Consider the following 16,607-nt stretch of genomic DNA (forward strand, 5'->3'; position numbering starts at 1 on the left):
TATACTCATAGCTTAAATCTAAAAATGTTGACGGTTGAATTTCGAATAAAGCAGTCTCAAAAAAACCTTTTAACAACTAACTAAAACTTAATTACATTAAAAATGAAAACAACATGAAGACAATCTTAAAAAAATTATTTCAACAGATCTGTTTGCTGGGTATCTTCTTAGTGGTTTCCCAATCCTATGCACAGGATAAACTGAAGATATCAGGAAATGTAAGTTCGGAAACGGACACAATGCCCTTGCCTGGGGTATCTGTAATCGTCAAGGGAACAAATAATGGGGTTTCCACAGATTTTGATGGAAACTACACCATTGAAGCACCAACAAATGCGGTACTTGTGTTCAGTTACATTGGTTTCAAGACTATGGAGTTACCTGTAAACGGCAGGACTACAATAGATCTACAAATGTCGGATGATGTGGCTGCCTTGGATGAAGTAGTGGTTACTGGATATTCCAGCCAAGAGAAAAAATCCATTACGGCCGCTATATCCACGGTAACTAGCGAGGATTTAGAAAGCGTCCATGCCGGGGCTTCGGTAAGTTCTGGACTAGCTGGGAAAATTTCTGGGGTTACCTTTAAAATGCCAGATGGACGACCAGGGGCAACTGCCGCCATTCAAATTAGGAATATGGGCGACCCACTATATGTTATTGATGGTATACAACAGGATGCCGGTCAATTCAACAACATTTCTCCTGGCGATATTGAAAGTATCTCTGTACTTAAGGATGCATCTGCTGCAATTTATGGTGTTAGGGCTGCAAATGGAGTTGTTGTTGTAACCACCAAACGTGGTAGAAAGAATACCAAAAATGTGGTCAATATCAATTCCTATTACGGAGGTCAAAATTGGTCCAGATTTCCAAAGACCGTAAATGATTCCTATGTGTATATGTCTAAAAAGGCAGAGGCCGATCTGAACGAGTTTGGAGAAACACAAATCACGAATGAGGAATTGGAGAAGTATCGATTAGGCACAGAAGCCGGTTATAAATCATTTGATTGGAAAAACTTCATAATAAAGAAGGACGCACCGCTCTACAGCTTAAACGTCAGTACTTCTGGAGGATCGGATAAAATCAACTATTATATTTCCGGAACCCAATTAAAACAGGAAGCTGTATTAGGCCCTGAGTTTAATTTTGAGCGTAATAACATACAGAGTAATTTGGATGCCAATATTACCGATCGATTAAAGGTTGGAGTTCAAATTAACGGTAGAATTGAAACCACTGATAACCCGGGGATACCTGGTGCCGATGATTATTGGCTCCCACGATTTGCCATATTGCGTAATCGTCCTTTTGAACGTCCATATGCCAATGACAACCCAGAATATCTTAATGACATTGGTCATAATGAGACCAACTGGGCTTTACACAACAAGAAGATCGGAGGGTATTCTACCAACATTTGGAGGGTGTTACAAACAAACTTCAGTGGGGAGTACAAGTTCGGTGGTTTTGCAGAGGGACTAACTGTAAAGGGAATGTATTCCTATTATATAGCAGATCAAGTACTCAATGGCCACGAATACACTTATGATGCATATACCTATGATGCTGCCAACGACACCTATAATGCTACAGGTGGTAGTTCCAACCCATGGAGGGAACGAAGAAATAGAAAGATTCTTAAAAACGTGTACCAAGGACAAGCCACCTACAAAAAATCTTTTGGGGATGATCATAATGTTGAAGGGCTATTTCTAGTAGAACGCCAAGAGCAACGTGACCAAAATCAATGGGTACGTTCGGTACCGGAAACAAATATCTTGCCCCTGATCTATTTTGCAAATGTGGTAGAATTTCAAGATGCCGATAATGAAGAGGCACGGATCGGTTACATTGGTAAATTCAACTATAACTACAAAGAAAAATACTATTTGGAACTTTCTGGAAGACAGGACGCCTCTTGGAAATTTGCCCCCAGCAAAAGAAAGGGATTTTTTCCTTCCGGTTCCATCGGTTGGAGGATTACAGAGGAAGACTGGTATAAGAGTATAGCTGGAGAGGATGCATGGGTTTCGGAATTTAAAATAAGAGGTTCCTATGGTGTTTTAGGAGACGATAATATTGGTATAGGTGCCTACGACTATTTACCAGGCTACAATTACAATACAGGAACAGTTGTATTGGATGGTCAACCAATCGTAGGTGCTAGGGACAAAGGTCAAATTGTGGATAATATTTCCTGGTTTAAGAGTAAGATTACGGATATAGGAATGGATTTCACCCTTTTTGATGGTAAGATCAATGGATCCTATGACTACTTCTACAGACTGCGTACAGGTTTAAGAGGCAGGAAATATGATATCTTAATTCCCAGTGAGTTGGGCTATGGTCTGCCAGATGAAAACGTAAATAGCGATGCCCAGTCCGGTTTTGAAGGGGCCTTAAGCTATAGTGATAGTTTTGGAGACTTTTATCTAACCGTCTCTGGTAATGCTTCCTACTCCCGTGGTAAGTTTATAGAATCCTATAAACCTAGATTTGAAAACTCATGGCAGGAATATAGGGTATCCAATGAAGGAAGATTCAATGATATAAGATGGGGATTCAATACCATCGGTCAATTTCAGTCCCAAGAAGAGATCAACAATTACCCAGTAGACATTGATGGTCAGGGTAACAGAACCTTATTGCCTGGAGATTTGATCTATGAAGACTTAAATGGTGACGGAAGAATTAACGGTTACGATGAAAAACCGATAGGCTATAATTTTGGTAAGCAACCTTCTGTAAACTTCGGACTTAGCATACGCATGGCCTATAAGGGAGTTGATTTTACCGCGGATTTTTCAGGCGGCTCTGGATATTCCTGGGCACAGGAATGGGAAACTCGATGGGCTTTCCAAAACCAGGGAGCTTTGAACACCATATTTTTGGACAGCTGGAGTCGTCAGGATCCGGCGGACCCCAATAGTACTTGGGTTCCAGGGAAATATCCTGCGCTGCGTTATAATGCATCATATCACAGTAACTATAGAGGAGGTCAAGCATCTAGCTTCTGGATGCATAACGTAACCTATTTAAGGGCAAGAACTATAGAACTAGGGTATTCCTTACCTAAACCAATTCTTGAAAAAATAGGTCTACAAAAAGCTAGGTTCTATGTAAATGGGTACAACCTATTTTCCTTTGATAACCTATCAAAATTTGGTATTGACCCAGAAGTCAACGATACCAATGGATTGCAGTACCCACAGAATAAATTCGTAAACGTCGGGGTAAACCTATCTATATAAATCGTTAAAATTTATACGCAATGAAAAAATATATATTTACAATACTATTAGCCTTATTCTTGGCCTTAGGCTGTTCAAAGAACGATGAGGAGTTTTTGGATCGACCGCCCTCGTCTATATTGACCCAAGAGCAAATTTTTACAGATCCGAGTGCCGTACTCTCGGTTTTGGGAGATCTTTACAATAGATATGAAGATTTTGGAAGATTGGATGATTGGGCTTCTCTGGCAGATTTCAATATAGCCTATTGGTCTGAGGCAGGCCGCTATCCTGCATTTCAAAATGATGGATGGGGATTTGGAAGCTGGGGTATTTGGAATTACGGATACATCCGTGAAATAAATCTATTCTTGGAAAGATGTGAGGAAGCTACTGAATTAGAGGCTTCCCTTAAAACGCGTTTTTTGGCTGAAGCAAGATTTTTGCGTGCCTCTTATTATTTTGAAATGGTTAAACGCATGGGAGGAGTTCCTTTAATATTGGAATCGGAAACCTATGATTTTAGTGGCGATGCATCCTACTTACAGCACCCTAGGGAAACAGAAGCCGCCATTTATGATTTCGTAATAAGTGAAGCTGAAGCTATAAAGGATATATTGCCAACCGATGCAGATTCTAAGTCAAGGGCTACCAAGGGAGCAGCCTTGGCAATGGAAACAAGAGCCGCGCTTTATGCAGCATCCATAGCTAAATATGGGGCAACAACCCCTCAGGTTTCACTACCTGGAAACGAGGTTGGAATCCCAGCTTCAATGGCAGAAGGCTATTATACCAAGGCACTTACAGCTGCCCAAGCCATTATAAGTGGAAGTGCCGGCGCTTACGCTCTATACAACTCCAAGCCTAATCTTTCTGAGAATTTTGAGGCTTTGTTTTATGATAAAGCCAACAATCCCGAAGCTATTTTTGTAGAAGACTATAAAGTTGGTGGTGGAAAAACTCATTATTTTACCGGTTGGAACCAACCTCGTTTTGGAGCAGAGGAAGAAGAAGGTGGTCGGATAAATCCTAGTCTACAATTCGTTCAATCCTTTGAATTATTGGATGGTACTTATGCCCCCTTGGCAAACGAAGTGGGTGGTAACCCAGTTTACTATGATAATATTGGCGATATATTCCAAGGTAGGGATGCCCGTTTGGCCGGAACAGTAATTTTACCGGGCACCACTTTTAAATCTAAACCAGTCGATATATGGGCCGGTATAGTACTGGCTGATGGATCCATAGTAAGTGGGGATTCTAGAGGACAGGAAAAAACGCTTCCTGGAGGCACGGAACAAGTTCAGGTGGTTGGATTTGACGGTCCTATAGATGGGTTGGAATTTACTGCACAATCAGGTTTTTATATTCGTAAATATCAGGACCCAAATACGGGATCTGGCAGACGAGGGACCCAAAGCGATGTGTGGTTTATTCGATATAGATTTGGAGAAGTTCTATTAAATGCTGCCGAAGCCGCTTTTGAACTTGGACAACCAGATGTTGCCGCAGGATATTTAAACCAGGTCCGAGCCAGAGCCGGTATTACTACACCATTAACCGGTGGCGATGTCGATTTTGACCGAATTGCGCATGAGCGATATGTAGAATTGGCATTTGAAGGGCTTCATTTCTTTGATTTAAAAAGATGGAGGCTGGCACATATCGTACTGGATGGAAATCCTATCAGCGAAGCTGAAGTTACCCAGAATATAGGTGAAGCAACGAAAAGAGAAACCCAGCCTTACAGTATCTGGCCGTATAAATATCATAACCCTGGTGACCCTAATGATGGTAAGTATCTTTACAAAATTTTGAGACTTTCCAGAATCACAGGTGCTGACAGATTTCAATTTGGGAACTATTACTCCGAAATAGGACAGGATTTAATCAATAACAACCCTAAATTGGTTAGAAACCCAAATCAATAATCAATTTTAAACAAATAAAAATGAAAGCTAAATTTTATATATTCATATTCAGCGCATTATTATTGGTGACTTCTTGTTCACTAGATAATTTTGATGAACCAAATGCAATGTTCTCCGGAAATATTGTCTATAACGGTGAGGCCATTCCTGTTGCAAGGAACCAAGTAAGGTTTCAATTGTGGCAACCTGGCTATGCACTTACGGCACCTATAGACGTTGCCATTGCTCAAGATGGTAGTTACAGTAGTAGGTTATTTACGGGAGAATACAAACTCTCGTTTGTACCCGGACAGGGTCCATTCAGAACTCCTACAGATACTATATTTTTTGAATTGACTGGGGATAAGGCTATGGACATTGAGGTAACTCCATATCACATGATCAGGAATTCCCAGTTCTCATATACAGCTGGATCCGTAAACGCTAGTTGCGCGGTGGAGCAAATCATTACTGGTGCAGATGCCAAAACGGTGGAAAGGGTAACATTGATTATCAACAGGACGCTATTTGTTGATGCCAATAGTGGAGGTGAAGGAAGTCTTGCACAGGTAGATGCGGCAGACCTTTCCGATCTAGACAATATCAATATGTCCGTAGAAATACCCAGTGATCCAAAGAAACCGGATCAAAATTACATTTTTGCCCGTATTGGTGTTAAAATCGCTGGGATTGAAGACATGATTTACACTCAAGTTCAGAAAATAGAATTTTAAATTTAATAAATGAATCCCTCGGGGATCAAAAATTTCCGAGGGTTCAAATAGAACAATATTCCGCTAATGATAGGGATAAAAGAATACCTAGATGGGAACACCTAAAATAACATACATATTATTGTTTTTTCTTCTCTTCACTATTTCGGTGTTTTCACAAGACAAAACATTTACCAATCCAATATTGCCCTCTGGGGCCGATCCATATAGTACCTATTACAATGGATATTATTACTATACAAATACCTTACAGAACCGTTTGGTACTATGGAAAACCAAAAATTTAGCGGTCCTCGACAAGGCTGAAAGTGTAACGGTATGGACACCACCGGAAGGAAGGGATTACTCCAAGGATATTTGGGCTCCGGAAGTTCATTTTATAAACAACAACTGGTATATATATTTTGCAGCGGATGACGGTGATAACAAAACACATCGAATGTATGCCTTGCAAAATACTTCAAAAGACCCATTCAAAGGAAAATGGGAGTTTAAAGGCAAAATTGCGGCCAAAACTGATAAGTGGGCAATTGATGGGAATGTATTCTTCCATAAAGGGCAACTATATATGATATGGTCTGGATGGGAAGGTGACACCAACGGCCAACAGGATATTTATATTGCCAAGATGAAAAACCCATTGGAGATAGATGGGGACAGGGTAAGAATTTCTTCCCCAACATTTGATTGGGAAAAACATGGGGATTTGGATGATCCTGATCTTCCCCATGTCAATGTAAATGAAGGACCACAATTTTTAGAACATAAGGGGCGCATTTTTATCGTTTTTTCGGCAAGCGGTTGCTGGACCGATAACTATAGTCTTGGATTATTATCATTTAATGGAAGTGATGATCTACTGGATGCTTCTCTTTGGACTAAATCGGAGGAACCAATTTTTACCCAGGCTCCACAAAATGGAGTTTATGCCCCGGGACATAATTCATTTTTCAAGTCCCCAGATGGCAAACAGGATTGGATTCTGTACCATGCCAATTCCAAACCGGGTCAAGGTTGCGGTAGGTTTCGCTCACCAAGAATGCAAAGATTGTATTGGGATACAAGTGGAATGCCGTATCTGGGACCACCATTGCCCGAGAATGTAATTCTTGAAATACCAAGTTAGCGATCCATTAACCTAAAACAAAGAATGTTTGAGTTGAGTTAGTTTCTTAAATTATCGGGTCTCTCCATAAGGCCCGGTAATTTTATCAAATTAATTGGACAACTCGATAGTTAATTTCTTTTTGCAAAAGCATATATGAGGAGGAGACATGAGTCCTTATCCAACTCTATTCAAAAAAGTAATTTCTCCCGATAGCAACTGGGGAAACAATTAAATCAAAAAAAAGCAGATGAAAAAAACAATACTTATAGTTTCCGCACTAATTATATCTTATACAGGTATTTCACAGGAAGATGTTTTAACTAAGAATAAATGGCCTATTGAAAAGGCCAAGGAATGGTACTCACAACAAAAGTGGATGACCGGTGCCAATTTTAATCCAAGTACTGCCATTAATCAATTGGAAATGTGGCAAGCGAGTACCTTCGACGCAAAAACAATAGATAAGGAATTGGGCTTTGCAGAAGGCATCGGGTTCAACACCATGAGAGTGTATCTTCATAGCTTGGCATACAAGGCAGACCCTACGGGGTTTAAGCAGCGTATGGATACCTATTTGAAAATAGCGAGTAATCACGGTATCAAAACAATTTTTGTTTTTTTTGATGATGTATGGGGCAAGACTCCTAAAATCGGAAAACAGCCAGACCCTGTTCCGGGAACCCATAATTCTGGATGGGTGCAGGATCCCGGTGACCCGGCATCAAAAGAAAAGGAAAATTTCCCAGCTCTTGAGGTTTATGTCAAGGATATCCTCAAAACCTTTGGCAATGATGATCGGATTGTCATGTGGGATCTTTACAACGAGCCGGGAAATACGGGAAAACTAACCAGTTCAATGCCGCTGCTAAAGAGCGTATTCATATGGGCTAGGGAAATTAATCCTAATCAGCCCTTAACTGCGGGTTTATGGGCGTGGGACTTTCAAGAACTCAACGCTTTCCAGGCTTTGAATTCTGATATATTGACCTATCACAATTATGAGGATGAAAAACACCATCAGCATGTAATCAACCTTTTAAAATCCCATGGAAGGCCAATGGTCTGCACAGAATATATGGCACGGACCAATAATAGCCGCTTCTCTAATATTTTACCCATTTTACATAGAGAAAATATCGGCGCCATCAACTGGGGATTGGTAGCAGGAAGATCCAATACAAAATATGCCTGGAATACACCGATCGAGGACGGAGGGGAACCAATCGAATGGTTTCATGAAGTTTTTAGAAAGGATGGAACTCCTTACCGACAGGATGAGGCGGATTTGATAAAGAAATTGAATGAGGTGGCAAATAAATAAATTGGTACAGATTGTGAGTCGAATACGGCCATTGTATAAGTAAGTAATTTATATAAAAACTAAACAAATGAGGAGAATAAAATGTAGTCAGATCTTAGTTGTGTTTGCTATAATGGCAATGTCGGCCTGCAAGAATGCCAATAAAAAAGAAATAATTTCAGAAACGGCCGGTACAAATATGCAAACACCGATGGAAAGTACTTTGCAACAAAACAATTTTGACACCATCATTGATGGAAGGGCCGTAAAGCTCTATTGGTTGGAAAGCAAGGATTTGAAAATGGCCATTACCAATTATGGGGGTAGAATAGTTACTCTTTTGGCTCCAGATCAAAATGGCAATTATGTTGATGTTTCCATAGGTTATTCCAACATTAAGGACTACGTGGATTCTGCCGAAACCTACTTTGGAGCTACGATAGGTCGAGTAGGAAATAGGATTGCAAAAGGTAAATTTTCTTTGGATGGCACCGAATATTCTGTGTTACCGAACAATAATGAAAATGCCCTTCATGGTGGGGAGAACGGATTTCAGGATAAGGTTTGGGAAGCCGAACAACCTGATGCCAAAACCCTGATCCTGAGATATACTTCCCCTGATATGGAGGAGGGGTTTCCTGGGAATTTAACAGTAAAAGTAACTTACTCGCTAACGGATACCAAGGCTGTTAGAATGGAATATGAAGCCACTACAGATAAAGCCACAGTGGTAAATTTGACCAATCATACCTATTTCAATCTCAATGGAGAAGGAAGTGGAAGTATCCTTAACCATTCCTTACAACTTAATGCAGATCAATTTACACCTGTGGATCAAGGATTGATTCCTACAGGGGAATTGAAAGACGTCCAGGGAACACCTTTTGATTTTATCGAAGCGCATGCTATTGGTGAATATATTGAGCAGGAGGATCAACAATTGGCATACGGCGGGGGTTATGACCATAATTTTGTATTAAATGGAACCAAATCATATGGCATGAACCATGCCGCTACCGTTATAGGGGATAAATCTGGCATTGTGATGGATGTATATACCCAGGAGCCTGGAGTACAATTTTACTGCGGCAATTTTATGGCTTCGGCAAATACACTAAAATCCGGCGCCAAAGACGATTATAGGACGGCCTTTTGTCTGGAAACGCAGCATTACCCAGATTCTCCCAACCAACCTGATTTTCCTTCGATTACTCTTCGTCCAGGGGACGTTTACCATACTGTTTCAGTTTATCAATTTAGCGTTAAATAAGTTTTGAGAGCATTCTGTATAATTTTAGTTTCAATTGTTTTTTGGGGAGCTAATGCCCAAAAGTATATGGATATGGATTCCAGTCAAATCTATTTGGCAGATCCTACTATCTTTTATTATGACGATACTTATTATTTGTATGGCACTACTGGCGATCCCAAAATGGGTAAGGATAAAGGTTTTTTGGTTTACACTTCCAAGGATTTATCAGAGTGGTCGGGACCAAATGGAGCCAAGAACGGCTTGGCCTTGCAAAAAGGTGATGCTTTTGGGGAAATAGGATTCTGGGCGCCCCAGGTTTTTGAGTATAACGATAAATTTTATATGGCCTATACTGCAAATGAACGTATCGCAATGGCTACCAGTAATAATCCTTTGGGTCCTTTTATAAACGCTACAAAGGAGGATCTCAAAGCTCCTGTGAAACAAATCGACCCATTTGTATTTTTTGATGATGACGGTAAAAAATACTTATACCATGTACGGCTTACAAAAGGTAATAGAATATATGTAGCTGAATTGCAGGAAGATCTTATGGCAATTAAACCAGAAACCCTGAGGGAATGTATTGTTGGGGAACGCGAATGGGAAAATACACAAAATACGGATTGGCCGGTAACTGAAGGCCCTACAGTATTAAAATACAAAGGACTATACTACCTGATCTATTCTGCAAATGATTTCAGAAACCCTGACTATGCCGTTGGTTATGCCGTTAGTGATAGCCCAATGGGGCCTTGGAAAAAATCAGATAAAAACCCAATAATCCACAAGGGTGAATTAGGTGAGAACGGCCCCGGACATGGAGACGTATTTACAGATACCCAAGGGAACCTACAGTATGTTTTGCATACTCATTTTGACGATGCTATGGTTCAACCAAGAAGAACAGCGATGGTAAATATCCAATTTGTACAGGATTCCTCAAAGTCGGATTACTTAAAAATAAACAAGAACAAGTTCAGGTTTTTGAAGAGTCAATAAAATGAATTTGCAAATCAATAACACCGGTAAAAATAATGTTCAACAGATGCCAGACCCATGTAATATGAATATTGTGGTCGCTACAGATTCTTTTAAGGAATGTCTAACTGCCAAGGAAGTGGCGGCTAATATTGCTTTAGGGATCAGAATGGTAATGCCCAATGCAGAAATCCAAGAAATTCCGATTTCTGATGGAGGGGAAGGTGTGCTCGAAGCCATTCTGAATGGCACAGGTGGTAAAAGACTATCTGTTCTTGTAATGGATCCTCTGATGCGACAAATAAAAGCTGAATACGGGATTTTAAACGATAATACAACTGCAGTAATAGAGATGGCGCAGGCCTCTGGTATAGAATTATTAACCGAACATGAAAAAAATCCTTTAATAACAACAACCTTTGGTACAGGTCAGCTTATTAGGGAAGCCTTGGATCAAGGTTGTGAAAAGATCATTATTGGTATTGGAGGAAGTGCAACCAATGATGGAGGTGCAGGTATGGTTAGGGCATTGGGAGCAAAGTTTTTAAATGAAGCTGGAGATGAGATTAATGATGGAGGTGGTAATTTAAATGAACTTTTCACAATTGATCTATCAGATTTTGACAAAAGAATCGAGAAATGTGAAGTAATCGTTGCCTGCGATGTCTCCAGTCCGCTAACAGGTATCAATGGTGCTTCATTCGTTTACGGATATCAAAAAGGAGGAAATCAACAAGATTTGAAAATACTGGATAGCAATCTTGCCCATTATGCCAGAATAATTAAATCCACCCTTGATCTGGATGTCTCTGATATGCCAGGTGCGGGAGCTGCAGGAGGGACCGGGGCTGGATTAATGGCATTTTTAAAAGGACGGCCCGTAAACGGTATCGAATTAATATTGAAAACTTTAAGAGTTGAAGAGCGATTAAAAGAGGCAAATTTATTATTTACAGGTGAGGGCAAGATAGACGGGCAAACATTACAAGGCAAAACGATATCCGGAATTGCGTTAATGGCCAAAAAACACCAAGTTCCAGTAATTGTCATTACTGGTAAAATTGGTGAGGATATTGAGGATATATATGACATGGGCGTCAATGCCGTGTATTCTATTGTTAATCGACCTATGAAATTGGATCAAGCAATTGAAGAAGCTCCAAAGCTTATTCAGGATACAGCTAGAAATATAATGGCCACCATAAAATGTTTCAACAATTCTTAAGCCATACTTGCAAGTGACAGAAATGAATGTAACAAAAATTAATCGGTTGTCCTCAGCAGGAAATATTGTAATGGTGGGGTGCTTTGATACCAAAGGGGAAGATTTCGGATACTTATACACCTGTCTAGTACAACTAGGTGTCAATGTTATCACAATAAACACTGGCATTATGGGCTCGACCAATCTGTTTCCTGTACATATTGAGGCTGAAATAGTGGCCTTGAAAGCTAGCACAACACTAACAGGTATACGTGACATAAATGATCGTGGGAATGCTATTGAAGTAATGGGAAATGGTGCAGCTACCATAATTGAAGATCTCTTTGTCCAAAATAAAGTGAATGCCATTATAGGTATGGGCGGAGGCGGTGGAACCTTCATAGCTATTAAAGCCATGCAGGCTTTGCCATTTGGTTTTCCAAAATTATGTATCAGCACATTGGCAACGAAAGATTTGTCCACACATATAGGAAGCAAGGACATATTATTAATGCCTTCAATTGTAGATGTTGCAGGACTAAATAGTATAAGTAAAGTAATAATGCGGCAGGGAGCGTCTGCGATTGTCGGAATGATGCAAGCCTCCGTACAGTCCGATATAAGACCGAACCGATCTATAGCAATAAGTGTTTTTGGTAATACCACGATATGTGCAGATAAATGTACCGAAATACTCAAGGAAAAGAAATATGAGATATTGGCATTCCATTCCGTTGGAGTAGGAGGTAGAACTATGGAAGGATTAACTAGGGATGGATGTTTCGATGCTGTATTGGACATTACTACCACCGAATTGGCCGATGAACTTTGCGGAGGGATATGTAGCGCAGGGCCAAAGCGTTTGACGGCAGCGTCCGACATGGGAATACCGCAGGTTGTCGTGCCCGGATGCTTGGATATGGTAAATTTTGGTCCTTTGGACACCGTACCTGAAAAATTTAAAGTTCGACAATTATACAGTTGGGCTCCGGACGTTACCCTTATGCGAACTAATGCAGAGGAGAATAGAACTCTAGGTAAAATTATTGCCGAAAAATTAAATGTATCAAAGGCTCCAGTAATTGTACTGCTCCCAATGGGAGGTCTTTCACAAATTGGCGGAGAGGGAGAGGTTTTTTACAATCCTGCCATAGATCTAGAATTGTTTAATTCTATAAAAGAGCATATAAATAGAAATATTAAAATAGTAGAAGTTCAATCAAATATAAACACTGAAGAATTTGCCATACACGCAGTTAATTCACTGTTGGAAATAATTTAAGATTCACTGGAATTGATGTGGTCATAAACAGTTAAACAATATTAAGGTCAAAAAATGATGGAAATAAGAAAAGTCAATAGAAATAGACTATTATGGGCAAGTTTTTTCACTATCGTAACAGGTGGAGTCGGTTTTGCCGTGCGTGGGGCCATACTGGTAGATTGGGGAAATCAGTTCGGATTTACCATGACCGAATTGGGATCCATTACCGGAGGTGGTTTTGTAGGCTTTGGCGTTATCATTATACTTTTCAGTCTGGTTGTCGATAAGGTCGGTTACAAACCATTACTTGTTTTAGCTTTTATAATGCATTTTCTGTCCTTGGTCGTCACTGTGGCAACTGTATATGTCTTTGAAACCATGGGACGGGAGGCTGCCTACTGGTGCCTATACTGGGGCACTTTCCTTTTTGCTGTAGGGAATGGTATATGCGAGTCGGTTGTAAATCCACTTGTAGCAACACTATTTCCAAAAAACAAAACGCACTACTTGAATATATTACACGCTGGTTGGCCAGGAGGAATGATTGTAGGCGGTTTATTGGCTATTGCCTTTCATAGCTTGGTCTCTTGGGAGATTTTAATGAGCTTCTTTCTGATTCCCGTGCTTATTTATGGTTTTATAATACTTAAGGAAAAATTTCCGATTTCGGAGGCAAGGGCAGCAGGAGTTGGCTTTAGCGAGATGTTTCGTCAACTGGCTTCCCCATTATTAATTTCTTTGTTGATCTTGATGATGCTGGTAGGTTATGTAGAATTGGGCACTGATAGTTGGATACAGAATATAACAGGTAATATTCTGGAAAATCCAACTAAAGGGGTCTTGTTGTTCATTTACACATCGGCCCTAATGTTCGTACTTAGATTTTTTGCGGGACCTATAGTCCATAGAATATCACCTTTAGGATTGCTCTTTGTCTGTTCTATACTCGGAGCAATAGGACTGTATATCCTAGGAAACTCCACTTCTGGACTTGTGATGGTATTTGCCGTAACTATTTACGGAATAGCGAAAACTTTCTTTTGGCCCACCATGCTCGGTGTTGTCGGGGAACGATTTCCAAGGGGAGGTGCTGTTACTATGGGTATTGTCGGTGGAGTGGGAATGTTGTCTGCAGGTCTCTTGGGTGGACCTGGTATTGGATATAAGCAAGATTACTTTGCTTCCAACAAAATTAAGGTGGAGTCTACTGAATCATATGACCGTTATAAGGCGGAACAGGAAAATGGATTCTTGTTCTTTAGCCCAATAAAAGGATTGGACGGTAGTAAAGTCGCAATCCTAAGGGATAATGGAGAGCAGTTGAAGGCAGATATTGAACGTTGGGAAAGCACTGGAAAAAGATTAAGTGACAACGCCAATCTGAGTAATTTGAAAAACTGGTGGGACAATGCCCAGACCAAGGTTAATATTGACAAGGTGCCTGTGGAACAGGCTGGTTTTTATGGTGCTGGAAGAGCATTGGTGATAACGGCATTGATACCCTTAACGATGGCCCTGGGCTATCTAATCCTTATACTATATTTTAAAAAGCGCGGAGGATATAAACAAGTCGAAATATAAGATTCCCAAACAATAGATTTAAAATTTTAGAAATTGAAACTTAAATAAAAAATTTAATAATAAAATAGAATATTATGCCGAATCCATGGACAGGGAAAGGAAACCCCTACACAAAACAAGAAGTTAGAGATAGATTACAAGCAGTGGTAAATCAAAAAAAAGCCATTATTGCGGCCGGTGCCGGAACCGGGATCAGTGCCAAATTCATAGAGAAAGGTGGCGCGGATCTAATAATAATATACAACTCCGGCAGGTTTAGAATGTCCGGACACGGTTCCACTGCCGGTATGATGGCCTATGGGGATGCCAACGCCGTGGCCATGGAGATCGGCGAGTTCGAAGTCTTGCCAGTAGTGGAGGAAATTCCCGTTATCTGCGGTGTGCACGGAAGCGACCCACGAAGAAGGATGTGGCATTTTCTGGGAAAAGTAAAGGATATGGGATTCTCAGGGGTAAATAACTTCCCAACACATTCCATTATCGATGGCCATTTTAGAAATGTCCTTGAAGAAACCGGGATGAGTTTTCAAAAAGAAGTGGATATGGTGGATCTGGCCACCAAAATGGACCTGTTTTCCATTGTATATGTGGGCAAACCGGAAGAGGCCGTACAAATGGCCGATGTGGGTGCCGATGCCATTATTGCCCATGTAGGAACAACCGTAGGGGGATCCATTGGGGTTACCAGTGCCACCGCCTCCATGGACGATGCGTTGGAGCGTACACAAAAAATTGTGGATGCCGTAAATAAGGCCAATCCGAATGCATTTTTATTGGCCCACGGCGGACCTATAAATACCCCGGCCGACGTAAAATACGTATTGGAACATTGCAACGGCCTACACGGCTTTGTGGGGGCATCTTCCTTGGAAAGAATGGGCGTAGAACAATCCTTGACCAATTTGACCAAGGAATTCAAGGCATTGACCCTATAGCTCGATTATGGAAAGGAATTGGAAATTTGTCAAGGAAAAGGACCAAATGTTCGAAAGGGCCTTCGGGCGGGACCATCATTGGCACTATCATCCCGAGATCATAAAACAGGCCGACTCCTACATGGTAAAGGTAGTGATGCCGGAAGGCGGCGGACACAACTTTCACGTTCATCCCGAAATGCATGAAATTCTTTATGTACTCAAGGGCACGGCCGAACAATGGATAGAGGATGAGATGCAAATTTTGGAGGAGGGCGACTCGGTCTATATCGGTGCCAATGTTGCCCATGGCACTTTTAACGCCGGAGAAGGCGAATTGGAATTTTTGGCCATCCTGTCACCTCCAGAGGGCTGGGAAGCCGGCACCGTGGATGTAAGCGAAAATACCCCATATTCGGACTATCGACCTAGGATATAATAGGGTGTCATTTGTTTTTATCTAAAAAAACATTGTTTCATAAATGACCCTACTGAACAATTAAATTAAAATTTAAAAAATGAAAAATATAACCGCTTATCTTACTTTGCTATTTTGTGGAATGGCACTTTTATCCAGCTGTTCAGGGGAAAAGGAACCGCCCCCTCCTTTGACCTATACGGGAGAGAACCCAAGGGTCCAGGATCCTTTAAGTCCGGAGGATTCCCAAAAGCATATCCAACTCCCGGAAGGATTCAAGGCGGAGCTATATGCCGCCGAGCCCGATATCATCAACCCAATAGCCTTTACCTGGGACGAAAGGGGCAGACTTTGGGTGGTACAGTCCAAGGACTATCCACACGGGCTGGCCAATGATGTTGGCGGTGATAGGATCACTATTTGCGAGGACACCAATGGGGATGGCAGGGCAGATAAATTTACGGATTACGCCACCGAGCAAAATCTTACAACGGGAATCACCTTGGTAAAAGGCGGGGCCATTGTGTCCCAAGCCCCCAATATGGTCTTTTTGCAGGACACCGATGGGGACGACAAGATGGACAAAAGCACGGTGCTGTTCGATGGTTTCGGAACCTGGGACACCCATGCAGGGCCATCCAACCTGCGCTATGGGCTGGACAACATGATCTGGGGTTCCGTTGGGTATTCAGGGTTTGAAAATCA

General features: G+C 41.1%; 13 protein-coding genes. All 13 read left to right on the plus strand.

The window, feature by feature from the left end; genetic code table 11:
* Positions 1 to 113 precede the first annotated feature (113 nt).
* Complete coding sequence (locus B9Y87_RS18615; protein ID WP_085500473.1) at positions 114 to 3,257, plus strand: SusC/RagA family TonB-linked outer membrane protein; 3,144 nt, start codon at positions 114 to 116, stop codon at positions 3,255 to 3,257.
* Positions 3,258 to 3,277: 20 nt separating this feature from the next.
* Positions 3,278 to 5,167 (plus strand): RagB/SusD family nutrient uptake outer membrane protein, encoded by a 1,890-nt coding sequence (locus tag B9Y87_RS18620; protein ID WP_085500474.1) that lies wholly within the window; start codon positions 3,278 to 3,280, stop codon positions 5,165 to 5,167.
* A gap of 20 nt (positions 5,168 to 5,187) precedes the next feature.
* Positions 5,188 to 5,880, plus strand: coding sequence for a DUF3823 domain-containing protein (locus B9Y87_RS18625; RefSeq protein WP_085500475.1), 693 nt, complete (start codon positions 5,188 to 5,190; stop codon positions 5,878 to 5,880).
* A gap of 91 nt (positions 5,881 to 5,971) precedes the next feature.
* Positions 5,972 to 7,006: a glycoside hydrolase family 43 protein gene (locus tag B9Y87_RS18630; protein WP_085500476.1), complete on the plus strand. Its 1,035-nt coding sequence runs from the start codon at positions 5,972 to 5,974 to the stop codon at positions 7,004 to 7,006.
* A gap of 229 nt (positions 7,007 to 7,235) precedes the next feature.
* A complete protein-coding gene (locus B9Y87_RS18635; protein ID WP_085500477.1) occupies positions 7,236 to 8,309 on the plus strand; it encodes a cellulase family glycosylhydrolase in 1,074 nt (357 codons plus the stop codon).
* 67 nt (positions 8,310 to 8,376) lie between these two features.
* Positions 8,377 to 9,558 carry an aldose epimerase family protein gene (locus B9Y87_RS18640; protein WP_085500478.1) on the plus strand — a complete coding sequence of 394 codons (1,182 nt, stop codon included), beginning with the start codon at positions 8,377 to 8,379 and terminating at the stop codon, positions 9,556 to 9,558.
* A 72-nt stretch (positions 9,559 to 9,630) separates the two neighbouring features.
* Positions 9,631 to 10,542: a glycoside hydrolase family 43 protein gene (locus tag B9Y87_RS18645; protein WP_317045141.1), complete on the plus strand. Its 912-nt coding sequence runs from the start codon at positions 9,631 to 9,633 to the stop codon at positions 10,540 to 10,542.
* Between the two features lies 1 nt (position 10,543).
* Positions 10,544 to 11,746 (plus strand): glycerate kinase, encoded by a 1,203-nt coding sequence (locus B9Y87_RS18650; protein ID WP_217807539.1) that lies wholly within the window; start codon positions 10,544 to 10,546, stop codon positions 11,744 to 11,746.
* 46 nt (positions 11,747 to 11,792) lie between these two features.
* Positions 11,793 to 13,007: a Tm-1-like ATP-binding domain-containing protein gene (locus B9Y87_RS18655; protein ID WP_245808750.1), complete on the plus strand. Its 1,215-nt coding sequence runs from the start codon at positions 11,793 to 11,795 to the stop codon at positions 13,005 to 13,007.
* 54 nt (positions 13,008 to 13,061) lie between these two features.
* Positions 13,062 to 14,570 (plus strand): MFS transporter, encoded by a 1,509-nt coding sequence (locus B9Y87_RS18660; RefSeq protein ID WP_085500481.1) that lies wholly within the window; start codon positions 13,062 to 13,064, stop codon positions 14,568 to 14,570.
* A gap of 74 nt (positions 14,571 to 14,644) precedes the next feature.
* Positions 14,645 to 15,505, plus strand: a complete 861-nt coding sequence (locus B9Y87_RS18665; RefSeq protein ID WP_085500482.1) for a phosphoenolpyruvate hydrolase family protein — start codon at positions 14,645 to 14,647, stop codon at positions 15,503 to 15,505.
* A gap of 7 nt (positions 15,506 to 15,512) precedes the next feature.
* Positions 15,513 to 15,923 carry a cupin domain-containing protein gene (locus B9Y87_RS18670; RefSeq protein ID WP_085500483.1) on the plus strand — a complete coding sequence of 137 codons (411 nt, stop codon included), beginning with the start codon at positions 15,513 to 15,515 and terminating at the stop codon, positions 15,921 to 15,923.
* Positions 15,924 to 16,002: 79 nt separating this feature from the next.
* Positions 16,003 to 16,607, plus strand: a 605-nt coding sequence (locus tag B9Y87_RS18675; RefSeq protein ID WP_394334971.1) for a PVC-type heme-binding CxxCH protein, incomplete at its 3' end; no start/stop codon positions are given.

The organism is Arenibacter troitsensis (assembly GCF_900177645.1).
Lineage (GTDB): Bacteria > Bacteroidota > Bacteroidia > Flavobacteriales > Flavobacteriaceae > Arenibacter > Arenibacter troitsensis.

What these genes read in the sequence shown, in the direction of transcription:
- B9Y87_RS18615 (WP_085500473.1), top strand. Translation starts at nt 114, where the DNA reads ATGAAGACAATCTTAAAAAAATTATTTCAACAGATCTGTTTGCTGGGT.
- B9Y87_RS18620 (WP_085500474.1), top strand. Translation starts at nt 3,278, where the DNA reads ATGAAAAAATATATATTTACAATACTATTAGCCTTATTCTTGGCCTTA.
- B9Y87_RS18625 (WP_085500475.1), top strand. Translation starts at nt 5,188, where the DNA reads ATGAAAGCTAAATTTTATATATTCATATTCAGCGCATTATTATTGGTG.
- B9Y87_RS18630 (WP_085500476.1), top strand. Translation starts at nt 5,972, where the DNA reads ATGGGAACACCTAAAATAACATACATATTATTGTTTTTTCTTCTCTTC.
- B9Y87_RS18635 (WP_085500477.1), top strand. Translation starts at nt 7,236, where the DNA reads ATGAAAAAAACAATACTTATAGTTTCCGCACTAATTATATCTTATACA.
- B9Y87_RS18640 (WP_085500478.1), top strand. Translation starts at nt 8,377, where the DNA reads ATGAGGAGAATAAAATGTAGTCAGATCTTAGTTGTGTTTGCTATAATG.
- B9Y87_RS18645 (WP_317045141.1), top strand. Translation starts at nt 9,631, where the DNA reads ATGGATTCCAGTCAAATCTATTTGGCAGATCCTACTATCTTTTATTAT.
- B9Y87_RS18650 (WP_217807539.1), top strand. Translation starts at nt 10,544, where the DNA reads ATGAATTTGCAAATCAATAACACCGGTAAAAATAATGTTCAACAGATG.
- B9Y87_RS18660 (WP_085500481.1), top strand. Translation starts at nt 13,062, where the DNA reads ATGATGGAAATAAGAAAAGTCAATAGAAATAGACTATTATGGGCAAGT.
- B9Y87_RS18665 (WP_085500482.1), top strand. Translation starts at nt 14,645, where the DNA reads ATGCCGAATCCATGGACAGGGAAAGGAAACCCCTACACAAAACAAGAA.
- B9Y87_RS18670 (WP_085500483.1), top strand. Translation starts at nt 15,513, where the DNA reads ATGGAAAGGAATTGGAAATTTGTCAAGGAAAAGGACCAAATGTTCGAA.